The sequence below is a fragment of the Serratia sp. AR11 genome (assembly GCF_056376275.1).
Map to the genome: position 1 here is coordinate 4250748 of NZ_CM150739.1, position 12809 is coordinate 4263556.

The 12809-nt window shown below is 49.3% G+C and carries 12 protein-coding genes; 6 read left to right on the top strand and 6 right to left on the bottom strand.

The features are described from left to right. Nucleotides 1-19: 19 nt before the first annotated feature. From ACSOSI_RS20065 to ACSOSI_RS20075, 3 genes are all read right to left on the bottom strand, one after another. A complete protein-coding gene (locus tag ACSOSI_RS20065; protein ID WP_476706032.1) occupies nt 20-2557 on the bottom strand; it encodes an outer membrane usher protein in 2538 nt (845 codons plus the stop codon). A gap of 125 nt (nt 2558-2682) precedes the next feature. Next, nucleotides 2683-3177 (bottom strand): fimbrial protein, encoded by a 495-nt coding sequence (locus ACSOSI_RS20070; protein WP_242507618.1) that lies wholly within the window; start codon nt 3175-3177, stop codon nt 2683-2685. 124 nt (nt 3178-3301) lie between these two features. Further along, nucleotides 3302-3850 carry a fimbrial protein gene (locus ACSOSI_RS20075; RefSeq protein WP_115183979.1) on the bottom strand — a complete coding sequence of 183 codons (549 nt, stop codon included), beginning with the start codon at nt 3848-3850 and terminating at the stop codon, nt 3302-3304. 412 nt (nt 3851-4262) lie between these two features. On the opposite strand from ACSOSI_RS20075, the gene ACSOSI_RS20080 reads away from it, so the two are divergent. The 6 genes from ACSOSI_RS20080 to ACSOSI_RS20105 all read left to right on the top strand — a co-directional run bounded on the left by ACSOSI_RS20080 (nt 4263) and on the right by ACSOSI_RS20105 (nt 9596). Next, complete coding sequence (locus tag ACSOSI_RS20080; protein WP_476706033.1) at nt 4263-5198, top strand: winged helix-turn-helix domain-containing protein; 936 nt, start codon at nt 4263-4265, stop codon at nt 5196-5198. Nucleotides 5199-5203: 5 nt separating this feature from the next. Beyond that, on the top strand, nt 5204-5698 hold the full coding sequence (locus ACSOSI_RS20085; protein ID WP_476706034.1) for a FidL-like protein: 495 nt from the start codon (nt 5204-5206) through the stop codon (nt 5696-5698). Nucleotides 5699-6025: 327 nt separating this feature from the next. Further along, on the top strand, nt 6026-6745 hold the full coding sequence (locus tag ACSOSI_RS20090) for a response regulator transcription factor (RefSeq protein ID WP_476706035.1): 720 nt from the start codon (nt 6026-6028) through the stop codon (nt 6743-6745). Nucleotides 6746-6797: 52 nt separating this feature from the next. After that, entirely contained in the window at nt 6798-7205 is a 408-nt protein-coding gene (locus ACSOSI_RS20095; RefSeq protein WP_476706036.1) for a hypothetical protein, read from the top strand. Next, entirely contained in the window at nt 7202-8800 is a 1599-nt protein-coding gene (locus ACSOSI_RS20100; RefSeq protein ID WP_476706037.1) for an FKBP-type peptidyl-prolyl cis-trans isomerase N-terminal domain-containing protein, read from the top strand. Before ACSOSI_RS20095 ends, ACSOSI_RS20100 begins: the two co-directional genes overlap by 4 nt. Nucleotides 8801-9125: 325 nt before the next feature. Continuing rightward, nucleotides 9126-9596 carry a hypothetical protein gene (locus ACSOSI_RS20105; protein ID WP_455872234.1) on the top strand — a complete coding sequence of 157 codons (471 nt, stop codon included), beginning with the start codon at nt 9126-9128 and terminating at the stop codon, nt 9594-9596. Between the two features lie 998 nt (nt 9597-10594). On the opposite strand, the gene ACSOSI_RS20110 is transcribed toward ACSOSI_RS20105, so the two are convergent. Genes ACSOSI_RS20110 through ACSOSI_RS20120 form a run of 3 tightly spaced genes read right to left on the bottom strand, consistent with a single transcriptional unit; the run spans nt 10595 to nt 12781 of the window. Continuing rightward, entirely contained in the window at nt 10595-11731 is a 1137-nt protein-coding gene (locus ACSOSI_RS20110; protein WP_476706038.1) for an HlyD family secretion protein, read from the bottom strand. A 9-nt stretch (nt 11732-11740) separates the two neighbouring features. Further along, nucleotides 11741-12088: a DUF3302 domain-containing protein gene (locus ACSOSI_RS20115; RefSeq protein ID WP_112348568.1), complete on the bottom strand. Its 348-nt coding sequence runs from the start codon at nt 12086-12088 to the stop codon at nt 11741-11743. 39 nt (nt 12089-12127) lie between these two features. Beyond that, nucleotides 12128-12781 (bottom strand): DUF3313 domain-containing protein, encoded by a 654-nt coding sequence (locus ACSOSI_RS20120; RefSeq protein ID WP_112362810.1) that lies wholly within the window; start codon nt 12779-12781, stop codon nt 12128-12130. Nucleotides 12782-12809 lie beyond the last annotated feature (28 nt).

The following is a 12809-nucleotide window of genomic DNA, read 5'->3' on the forward strand; positions in this document are numbered from 1 at the left end:
TTAAAAAGTGAATTCTGGGTTAAAGCGTCTGTGCTTCTGCTACCTGAGCTATCAGCATGCAAGGCAACAGTAAATCGGTAGTGCCGCTGTTCGGGATCTGCGGTGGCAGCGTCAGTTGGCACTGCGGTTTACCGCTCCAGTGCACCGTCATCTGTTCACCCGGGTTAATGCCGCTCAGGTAAACGCTGCCTGCGTCGTTAACCATCCCAACCTCCTGCTTTTTAGTGTTCAATACCGTCGCACCGAACGGCGGCGTGGAGCCGTCCGCCAGGCGAATCACCGCCATGGCTTTTTCACCGGCGATGACCGCAAATTGACGGTAGCCAATCGCGCCCTCGGTCAGGGTGGCCTGCACCACCGACTGGGTGGCCTCGGCGTTTTCCGGCAGGGTATTCAGGTCAATGCTTACCTGGTTGCGGTAATAGCTGCTGACGTCTGCCACCACCGCCTTGCCAAAGCGGTTAGACAGGTTGCTTCCCCCGTATCCGCGGATCGGGATACCCGCCACGCCGTCGGTATCCACCAACATGCGGGTGCCGCCGATCATGCTGCTGCGGTGAAGCGCTGCGCCTTCCAGCGTGGCAGTAGCCCCGCCCTGTACCGACACGCCCAGCGACGAATAACGTCCGTCCTGATAGCTGGCGTTGGCGTTAACCTGAGCAATATCCCCCTGGTGGCTGTAATAGCCGTTGGCGGTCCCCCCACTGCGCGCCCAACCGCTGCTGATCTGGTAACTGTCGCCGTTCTCCAGCCGATCGTAGTACCCGACCTCATGGCTGTTGTCGTTGCGGTTAACGCTGCCGCTGTAGCTGACTGAACCACTGTTACCCCAGGGCACCGACAGCGACAGGTACATGCCGTCGTCATTGGTGTTGTTGTACTTGTTACGGTACGCGGTTGCCGACAGGCTCAGGTTACGGAACCGGCCAACATCAAAGTTGCGCGACAGCGTCAGGGTGTACCTGTCGTTGGCCGGGCGGTCCCAATAGGTTTGGTGGCTGTAGTCGAGATAGGCACTCAGCCCCAGGTCACGGAACTGCTGGTTAAAGGTGATGTTGTACCGCTCCTTGCTGCTGCCCGAGCGCGCACCGTAGTTACGTGCATCCAGGTATTCGCTCATCGACAGGAAGTCCTGCTCCGAGAAGCGGTAACCGGCGAAGGTCACCTGGCTGTCGGTCTCGTCAAAACGCTTGGAATACTGCAGCCTGTACGAGCCGCCGGTCAGCGTCTGGCCCTCATACGGCAATTGCGCGCGCGACTCGGTCACATCAAACGACAGAGCACCAAACATCAGCAGGTCACGCCCTACGCCCAGTGCCAACGCGTTGTAATCACCGCCCGCCACACCGCCACCAAACAATGACCAGCCGTTACTCACGCCCCAGGAAAACTCCCCGGTGGCGAACACCGGGCCGTTAACCCGGTGCTGCCAGTCCGAAGGTCGGCCGCTGGCCACCTTGTAACGCACCTGGCCCGGTCGGGTCAGGTAGGGAATGCTGGCCGTGTCCATCTTGAACTGCTGCACGCTGCCATCCAGCTCTTCCACCCGCACGTCCAACTGGCCGCTAACCGCGTCGTTGATGTCCTGAATACGGAACGGCCCGGCCGCGACCTGGGTCTCGTACACCACCCGCCCCTGCTGGCTGATCACCACTTTGGCATTGGTGCGTGCCACCCCGGTCACTTCCGGTGCATAACCGCGCAGATTCGGCGGCAACATGCTGTCGTCGCTGATCAAACTGGCACCGGCGAAGCGGAAACTGTCAAAAATATTGGAGTACAGGGAGTTCTCGCCGACGGTCATCTTGGCACCGAGGCTCGGGATCGCCCGGTAGGCGTAATAGCGGCTCCAGTCCCATTTATTCTGCGAGGACTGATGCGACCCGGTTTGATGATCAACCCGGGCTTGCCAATCTGCGCGCAGGCGCCAGGCCCCCATGTTGGCCCCCACAGTGCCGTTACCGCTGAGGTTATAATCTTGCGTGCCCTGTTTTTGCTGGCGCTGCGTTTGAGCATTGAGATAATAATCCACCAACAACCCGGGAATGCCTTCATCCCAGCGTGACGGCGGATCCCAGTTCTCCGCACTGTATTCCAGGTAAGCCTGCGGCAGACTGACGTACAGAGTGGCGGTGCCCAGCTCTGCCCGCGCCTCCATGCCATCCAGGCTGGTACTGACCAGGCACTGCCCCTGGTGCCACCAGGTCAGTTTGTCTTGCAGCGCGGGCTTGATCGCGAACTGTTCGACCATTGCTGGTGTAATACAGGCTTCACTGCCTTTTGGATCATTGTCCGGCACATAAAAAGTGATCGGCTGTTCCGGCAGCTCTTGCTTATTGATGCGCACTTTCATGCTGTAATCGCCCGGCATGATATAGCCGCCACGAGAGAACTGGTCCAGATCGATGTTATTGCGATCTTTGACGTCCAGCACATCGGTATTAAATTGAATGTCATCCGCATAGGCGTAATAACAACCTCCACCAAAAATAATGGAAACCAATATCCCCAGCAACCGCGGGCGGGACGGAAATGCAATCAAAGACGGGTTATCCATAATCCTCAGGCCTTTATTTATCACGCAGTAATTCGCTGTCAATACACATTAAAATTCGCCACACCAATGATCCGGCATGGAAAAATAAATACGCAAAAACACGGGTGGCAGAGCCACAAATAACCTCAGTAATAATCCATTTTAAAGCGCAAGGTGGAATAATATTCCCCGGCCTTTAAGACTTGATTATTCCCCACCAGACGCATCGAATAGTTCAGCGTTTTATCGCCGGGGATAATTTCGCCGGCGGGCAGAGCCTGCCCTGGGTTGGCGATATTGCCGCCGGCATCGGTAATTTGCAGCGCCACGCCATTCGCTTCGCCTTCAACACCGAACCCGCCGGTGTCAGCGCGACCGTCAAAGGTCACCTGAAAGCGCTGCCAGTCCGGCAGCCTTGGATCGATGCGGCCCAAAACACAGTTAACCAACCGAATGCTGAACGGGCGACTGACACCCTGGCCGTCACGCGCTATCTGGCTGACCGGCGCGGTATCCATATCAATCGTCTGGTCGCGGCTTTGGGTATCAATGGCGCACGCCGTTTCAATGATAGATCCTTGCATGTTGACACGCCCCCATCCTGCCGGGGTTGCCGACCAAGCCAGGCTGCCAGACACCATGAACAACAGGGAAGAAACCACCACACACTGCACTTTCGGCAACATTAGCCCACTCCATCAGCGGCAAACTTCGTGAGAAATGCATGCGGGAACCCCGCATGCATTGAGCGGAACAATCTGGAGCTTATGGGTAGTTGAGGGTGAAGTTGCTTACGCTCTTAAAGTCACCTGCTACAATTACGTTTTTAGCTTCTGGCTCAGTCCCATTTGGGTTGCCTTGCAGATAAGCTGTGAACAACAGGGTGTTATTGCCATTTGTAAGAGCCTGCGCAGTCGTTGCTGTACCCAGTTCAATCACATTACTGTTGCCATCAGTCATCATAATGCTGGCCCCCTTGGCGGTACCGGTCATACCCAAACTGCCTTTAATGCCACCTGCTGGCCCGTTGAAGGTGGTGGTCACAGTTTTACCGGTCTCTACGGAGCAGTTCACCAGTTTAATGTCGAAGTTCTGAGGCTTGGATCTACCGCCATCAGTCAAAGCCACGTTAGATACCGCGCCCAGGTCGACAGTCTGGTCAATAGAGGCTGGATCGATAGAACAAGGCGCATCAATAATAGAACCGGTGAAAGTAACGGTACCGTGTCCTTGATCCTTGATATCAGCAGCCTGTGCCACAGACACAGCGCCAAATGCCAGTACCGCTGCCATCATGATTTTATTCAATTTCATTTATTAATATCCTATTAAAACTAATTAGTTAGTAAGTCACCGCATTCAGATTAAGGATAAGAAGGATTTTGTAATTAAATAAACCTCAACTTATCCCATCACCAGTACTCACACTCCCTGGTAACGAAACAAATGGTAACCATAACTAACAGTTGCGACAATTTAATCCACAAAATCAATAAAAAACAGATTTTAAAACTAATTACATGGATTTAATTAGCACTTGCGCCCATAATGATTAAAAAACAACCAGTCAATTAATTAATTGTTGCCATTGAAAAACAAATATAAAAACACAAAAAAAAACAAATTTGACCAAACTAGGATTTATCTTGTAGATTCATTCCCAACCAAGCCAGCCATCTTGGTTACGACAACACCAAAAAACCATTGAATTAATAAGAAAATAAAAATGAAATACCTGATAAACCTGTCCATTATTTTTGATGCTAATAAAAAGTGTCTCTCGTTTTATGACGATGAGAAAATATTTATAGACCTGACTAACCCAGCCGCACGGCTACTTATTGAATTAATAAAAAACAACGGGACAGAGATAAGCCGGGACAATCTGCTCACCCGAGTCTGGACCGACTACGGCTTTGCCGACTCCAATGCCAGTTTGAATAACTGTATCAGTGAGCTGCGCAAAGCTTTTAGCTCCTTGGGTATGGCCAAGAAAATCATCCTGACCATTCCCAAAGTGGGCTTTATGATGAATGCCGAGGTTCAGGCGGTCGACGGCTTTGCACAATTTGCAGAGGAGGACACCCCAACGCTGGCCAAAAGCGCCGAAGAGGCATTACTGCCAAGCGAGGCTGACAGCGTAACGGAAGAAAAACCGACGGCGAATGAGCCCGCTGTCGATAAGGTCGAGAGCGATAACCATTTCGTTAATGCGGTCATTGAAGAAAAAGCAGCACCCGAGCTTCCCCTCGCACCACCTCAGCAATGCCATGAGCAACAGCAGGATAATAATCCTCCCCTGCCCAAAAACAGCAAAAAGCAAAATGTCAGGGCACTGATTCTTTTGCTCGCAGCCGCTATTGGCACGGCTGCAGTATCAACATTTGTATTCTATCCAAAGCCTGCGGCAGTTTTCCTCTATCAAGAAAATCAATGTGTCGTTTCCACTTTGGGCGACGCCGAGCGTTCTGCCGGACTGATGCAAAGGGTTAAAGCGCAGATTGCCGAACAGAATGTCGATTGTAAAACAGTAAGGCGAGATATTTCCTATGTCGAGCAGAAATATAAAAGCAAGTTAAACAACATTACCTTACTTTCCGTTTGCGATGTTATCGACAACGATCACTATAGCCACTGTCAAAATTTCAAGAAGATAGAGTGATAAAAATGAAAAAAAAATTTGTTTTGGCCTTACTCGCGCTCTCTCTCAGTTTCTTTCTTCCCTGGCTTATGTTCAGCCATAGCGGGGGAAACACCCCACCTTTTACATGCGAAACCAATTTTTCCCAGTCAAGTTTCTGGCAAAATAACAAGGCCATTCCGATTGTCATCAACGCTACCCAGGTTATCTCACTTGTCGATAACGAACATGGTTTTTTCATCGTCAGGGGAACAGTAGAAACAAACGGAAATATCTATGCGCTCTCTCGCCAAGTTAACTTTAACAGTTCATCCATGATATTAAACGGGATGAAAAAAATCACTTTCACCAAAGAATTAACCCGTGTGACAGACAATACACCGGATGAAATTTGGCAAAATTACTTTATGCCACAAAAACTCGGGGTAGACTTCCACGTCAACATGGTAATGCTTAATGACAATACGATGTTTATTAAATCATTCACGAGCCCTTACCTGATTTGTGTTATTAAAAACTAAACTGCACCGTCGCGGCCTTGTGTCGCGACGGGCTCTCCTCTTTCGCAACTCCCCCTGCTTAACATCTCCGAATAACCAACAGTGGCTGCGAGATAATCCATTAATCATTGGCGTGGCACGCACATTAGTGACGATACAAAAAAATAAACCCAAGCTCCAGCGCGCATCAGATAAGAGCAAAAAACTAATAATCAAAAAAAATTGAAATAAAAAACTATAAAACATTATTTAATAAGATTATTTTGCCAATACACTACCATGAGCAATACCATTACCCACATGATAAACCCGCCTGCGAGCTGCGTTACACCCAGCAATGATGGACTTATGGAAAGTAGCAACCGAGTAAAAACAGAATCACCTTGCCAAGGAACGATGAGAAGTATCGCAATGACGCCAACGCTGACTATTTTACTGTCCGATCAAAACCGGTACTTCACAGAAGGTCTGCGGCAGACCCTGTTTGGCTACTTTCACGGTCTGGGCATTAAGGTGAATATCACAGAAAGCCTGCTGTACAAGCACACTGCTGATGTGATCTTTTTATCCGCCGTAACCCACGAAAATACGATACCGCTCGAAATTTATCAGCGTTTTTTCTCACCGCGACAGTGCGTATTTATCATTGAGGAAAGTAACCAACAAATAGTGCTCGGCGATATCGAAAAAGGGGAAAGAATCAGGACCATCAGCCGTAAATTGCCGGCCCGTAACATCCTTGCTTTGCTGGAGGCGATGTTAACCTCTATTGATGAGGTGACTGCACCACTACCGGAGCCTGTAGTTGGAGATTTAACTAATAGCACCCTGTCTGCCAGGGAATACGAAGTGATGCGTTATTTGTCCCTGGGGATTAACCCAGGCGCGGTTGGCCGTCACCTTAAAATCAGTGAGAAAACCGTCAGTGCGCATAAACGTACGGTGATGCGAAAACTCAATCTAATAAAAAATATTGAATTGAATTATTGGCTGCTCAACGGCGGGCTTAATTTTGTTCGGGTATACCGACAACCGACAGCCTATCGACCGATATCGTTGGTTGGCTAATCGGCGGTGATGGTGTGTACATAACAACAAAGAGCAAGGGAAGCGAATAAAAATGAAGATCAGTGCGCTCAACAAATCGACCGTTTTAGGCTGCGCAGTGCTGGCAATCATAGTGCTGTTGAACGGTTGCCAGAATCAAAAGAAAAACACGACAAAACCGGCGGCCAAAGTGCAAGCGGTCGATCCACGTGCTGAAATGGAAGCGCAGCGCTTGCAGCAATGCCAGAGGGATCTGGAAGCATTGAGCAGCCTAAAAACGGAAAGCTATACGCAAAGTAAGCAGGCTTTTGATCGCCTGATGAGCGGCGCGGCTCAATACGCCAATCTGCGAACGCACGTCAATACGGAAACTCAGGATACGGTCGACGCCTTATACCGCTATCGCGTCAATTTACTCTGTGCGCAAATCAACCAGGCGGTGCTGTCCAGCCTGGCCGAACGCGGCGAGGCGCTGAGATGAACGCCCACTCTTTATTGACCGGTCTGCGCTACTCGGCATTCGCCTACTGCATTGTCGGCAGCTACGCCCTGTTGCCTTCTTTTGCGCTGGCTGGCGTGCCCGCCCTGTTGCAGTTTGCCGAACAGTATCAGGGCAACAATAGCCAGGTTGCAGAAGAAAAAGCCCCAACGGTGGAAAAAGGTAAAGGAACTAAAAAAACGCCGGTAAAAAAAAATGCCGCGCAACAGAAAGCACCGGCTAATACCTTGCGTTGGCAAACCAAAGAAGCCGAGTTGCAGCGCGAGCGCATCGCCAATCTCCAGTTGAAACAACAACTGCTGTCTTTGCAAAAAAAAATGGATGACAAAAGTGCAGCCGCTCCACCAACAGTAAAAGTGCTCGTGCCAGACCTCAATGAACTAGGCCGATTGGCGCAAGGCCTGCGGCAGGCGCTGGCGATAACGCCGACAGAACAGCAGGCGGTGGCCAACCTTGCACATGCGCAGCAAGATTTGGACACCATTACCGCCCGTGAGCAAAAAACACGGTTAGACAATAAGGCACTCAAAACGCAAGTCACCACCTTACAGGCACAGTTGGTGGCCACTACTGCGCAGGCTGAAAAAAATGCCGCGGCCACCGCCGATGCGCTGAACACGCGCTTGCAAGCAATCACCGATGACAAAACGGTGTTACAGGCCAACCTCGCCAAATCGATCGAGGATCATCGCGTGCTCAGCCTAAGTAACGAAAATTTGAAAGAGCAGCTGATTGCCCTTAATGACAAAAACGACAACCAGCGCCAACAACAGGATAAATTGCAAAACCAGCATCTGACGGTACAAACCTCACTGGAAAGCAAAGTGGCGGAACTGGCTGGTTTACGCACAGAGATAAACCAGTTACAGGAGCGAACGCCCCCCGCGGTTACTCCCGAGATCCTCGCAGATCAGCAATCACGGCAGAATTATGCCGCTGGGGTATCTTTAGGCGAAGAAATTTTGCAAATGCAGAATGAACGACAAAAATGGGGTGTGAGTACTGACAAGCAAATCATGCTGACCGGCATTATCGACACCTTTATCGGGCATAAAAAAATGACCGATGACGAGCTTAACCTGGCGCTGGAAGCATCAGAAAAGCAGGTGACATCGGCCCGCGATAAAGTAATTTCCGAACAGACCAAAAAAGGGGACAGTTACCTGACCCACTTTCGTCAGGACAAGAATGTCCGGCAAACGGCCTCCGGTGCCTGGTATCGAGTCGACTATGGCGGGGATAGCACCGTCAGCCCAGGCGCGACGTTGGACGTAGTGATTAAGGAAACCTTGACCGACGGCACGGTGATCCAGGATATGGAGAGCAGCGGAGCCGTGCTCTCGCAGCCTATAGCTCAGTTCCCACCGCTATTTAGTGAAGCGCTTGGCCAATTGAAGAACCACGGTTCCTTAACGCTGGTTGTTCCCCCAGAGCTGGCTTACGGCACCAAGGGTTACCCGCCAAGCGTGCCGCCCAACGCCACAATGGTTTATACCTTACGTATTGCGGAAATATATCCTGCAACAGCGGGAAAAAATGCCAGCACCGGCACTATCAAAAAGCCTGCTACCCGTTAGCGGAAGATATTAAACTTTATTCCGCCCTTTATCCGGGCGGCATTAAGGTGGCGCTAGTTTTTTTAATTACTTAATGAGAATTGAAAACTTATCGCCATCATATCATCTCGATTTTACAATCTGGCTATAGGGTATGGCCATTGTTTATTATAGCTATTGTCACTTCAACTCCCATCAAACAAGAGGAATCTTAAAATAGCATTAAGGGGTTTAAAATTAATGAAATCTCGTATACCATCTGATTAGTTGTCATAGAGAGATCAAGTAATTCTTGTATAGGGAAAAGGACTGTTCGTTCTAATAAAACTCAATAAAAGGATTTTTTATGGGTTTACTCGATTATGTTTTCGCTTTACTGATGCTTTTTGCCATTATCTTCCTGCCTCTATTTTTTAAACAATGCCCTCATCCTGAAAAAAACGAAGAGTTACCTTCCTCTTTCGTTGATGTGCACCAAGATAGCTCACTGATTAATTCCAATAATAACAGGTCGTTTCAAAACAAAAACGTAGCCTGGCTTGATGATGCCAGCACCATCAAAGTCGCGGTCAACCTGCACGTCACCTATTCCAGTGAACATGGGATTGTCATTGAAACTGATATCAACATCAGCGCATACCACCCCAAAAACGGGTTAATTTACGGCTATTGTCATTATTACGCCACAGAGTCGACGCTTTACACTTACAAAATTAACAGGGCTATTGATATCGAAAGCAATGAAGATGTCACAGACCGCTTGCGCAGTTTCCTTCGTAAAAATAGGGTACGAGCTTCTGATATCATTAATCAATAGTAGCAGGAACTCTGTCTTCACCTGGGGTTTATGATTGGAATGTTGAATGGGCAGGTTACTATGTTCAGAATTAATTTCACCAACTTTACCTCTCGTTTTTTCACCAAGAGAGGCGTCTTATTTAGCGCTATATTTCTCAGCCTATTTTTTTGGAGCATCGTTATATCCATTATTATATTAATAGTTGTGTGAAACTATTTTTAAATTCGATTAATATTATCAACGTAAATTTTATCTACTTCGTCTTCCACCGTGATATAGATGTTGATATCCCGTCGCTCAACGGTGCCCTTGTGCTTTACTATTTCGCACCGCAGGATCTCGAGCGTGGCGGCCTGTCTTCAATGAGCACGTAATAGTTATGCCCGGTATAACTACGGCGAGGCTGGAAGATAGTGCTGCCATCGACAAGAATGTCCCATTTAATCAATGGGTGCACACTAGTGCACAGTCGAGTGATGAGTGAACTTTCGTTAATCATTTGATATTAAAAGAATAAATCACAATGTGAACAGTGTGCATAGTTTTTACATAAATCTTTTTTTTCAGAACAATTTGGGAAACGGGCAGAGGCTTGTTCATAATGTGGACGCTGCCGGAACTAAAAACAGTCGGCAATGGTGATGAACCTGCTTCGCTAACTACTTCACGGCACGATTTGAGCAATTCGGTGTGCCCGGGGTAAGCATCCGCCACATTCCGTGCTTCAAGCCTGACATTCAGCTCATCAAACGAGCATGGGCAAAGCCGTTAACTGCTGATGCCGGATTCTAAAATCAACCTCTAAATTGGTGTCACTTTCCTGCATTGGTATACGTTTAGGTATACCCTACAAGTCTGAACTCAATTTTTATCAATGATTACAACAAACTAATCAATTTATTCAGATTCCCCCAGCCCAAATAGGTCACCGGTGATACCAGATAGATCCAGTGACAATAACGAAAAAGCCCGCAATTCACGTTGCGGGCTTTTTTGTGCCTGTAAAACAGATAACGCTAGTGATCCAAATACAGATAATGCATCCAGCTGGTCATGCGCAGCAGGACTTTACGCATAATGGAAAGATGCTCAAAGTGCTCGGTATACACTGCAGTCTGTGCCGTCACGCCATCGGGCAGTTTGTCGAGTTCCCTGCTGGGGGCCAGATCAATCATCACGTAAACCCCTTCCTGTTGGGCGCCGACATTTAACCCCTGCAATGCCCCGCTGGCTTGGTAGCTGCCGTCCGGTACCACCGGCAACACTCGCGTCACCGAGCCGCCATAGACTTTGCCCGGCAAGCCGTTAAATACCACCTCGGCTTTATCGCCCTCGGTTAAACGCAGGATCGAGTTTTGCCGGAATACCGCCACCACCTGCCGTTTTTGCTGCGGAATAAAAATCATCACCGGCTTGAAAGGCAAACGCACTGCGGTGGTACCCGGCCTGGCCAGTACCTGGGTAACATAACCGTCGCTGGGTGCGCGAATAGTGGTTTGTTCCAGGTTATAAGTGGCCTCTGCAATTTGTGACTTCAGGCTGGCGATATGGGCATCTTCACCGTTGTAGTGGCCCGAAAGCTGTTCCTTCGCCTGCTGATGCTGGGCCCTGGCGGCCTGCAGCGCGGCGGATTGCGCCTGGTATTGTTGCTGCGCATGGCTGATGTCTTGCTCAGAAAAAGGGTTGACCGCCATGGTCGCGCCTTTGGCATAGCGCTGATAATCCTTGCGTGCTCGCTCATACTCGGCATTCACCCGCTGAACATTAGCGGCAGACTCATTCAATGCTGCCTGGCGCCCACGTACATCCGCCTGCGCACCGGCAAGCTCCGCCTGCAGTTTGTTGAGTCGGGCGCGGTAGCGGGTATCATCAAGGCGAAACAGAACTTCCCCTTTGCGCAGTAACACGTTGGTTTTATCGGTGACTTCAACAATCATCCCCGAGACCTGCGGGACGATCGGCACGGATATCGCGATCTTCTGCGCCCGGTAGGTATAAGGATGGTTGTAATTCATGCCCAGGATTAAGGCACCCACAATGAAAATACCGCCAAGCACCGCCGTCGGCACCGTCCATTTATTGACCGGAATACGGAACAGTTTGAATACGCCGTAGCTCAGCGCAACGTAGCTGAGAATAATTAAGAGATCCATACTGTTTGCTTAACCTTTATTGGACGACGAGCTTTGAGCTGCAACCTGCGTCTGCATACGCTGCAATTCACTTTCAAGCCGATTAATTCGTGCCTGCAACACATCCGGTTGCTCAGCTTTGTCGCTCATTCCCCAGCCCCGTTCCGGCCGGTATAAGGTCGCCCAAATCCATAACAGTGGCCAAATGGCATGCAGAGTAAACAGGCTGACCCAGCCTGCCACATGGATGGCATCCTGATGCGGGTGCTGGCGTTTCTTGGCCAGCAGATAAGGAATATCGTGGATAATGATCACGCCGTAAAACAGAATTAAAAACACGGCGATCAATACGCCTAAAGCGAAGTAATCTAGAAACATGCGAAACCCTGGTTAATAAGGCAAACTAATTACCGACGTCTATGACGTCTTATATTCTTTAATATCATTGGCAATGGTATCTATGGCATTTTTCACATCGGCCACTTTTAACTGCGACTTTTCATTATTCAGATTCTCTCCGGACGCCTTCCTCACCACTTTGATTACCGGCTGGTTGGTTGAAGCGTCTATAAACTCACCTTCCATATAAACGGCGCTTTCCATGGTGCGGTGGCCGGTTACGCTTTGCGTTGCGGCAACCAGCAGCGTAATCGGCAGTACCTCATACACCTGTAGCCCCTTCTTCTGCGTGTCGATCGCCGTGATAGCTCCACGGAAAATCAGCGTATTTTCACGCGGAACATCCTCCAGGGTAAAATGCGACCCCATAGCTTGCTTGAACTGCCTGTTGGTGTAACTGAGAATATTATCAAGCGCCTGCTGGCTCACCATCTCGCTAGGCTTTGGCCGTGGGAAATAGATCATCGGCTGGTAAACCAGATATTTATATTTGGAAAAATCAACGTTCTTATCCTTCCAATATAATACGTCCTTACCGGAGGCAGATTGGCTCTTGGTAATATCATTATAATCAGGCAGAAACGTCGAGTATTTCTCTTTTTCAGTGACCGATGATGAGCAAGCGGTCAATGTTAACGCCACGGGTAAAATTATCGCGCAGGTTTTTTTCATTATAATCTTCCATGTCAATTTTAATGCA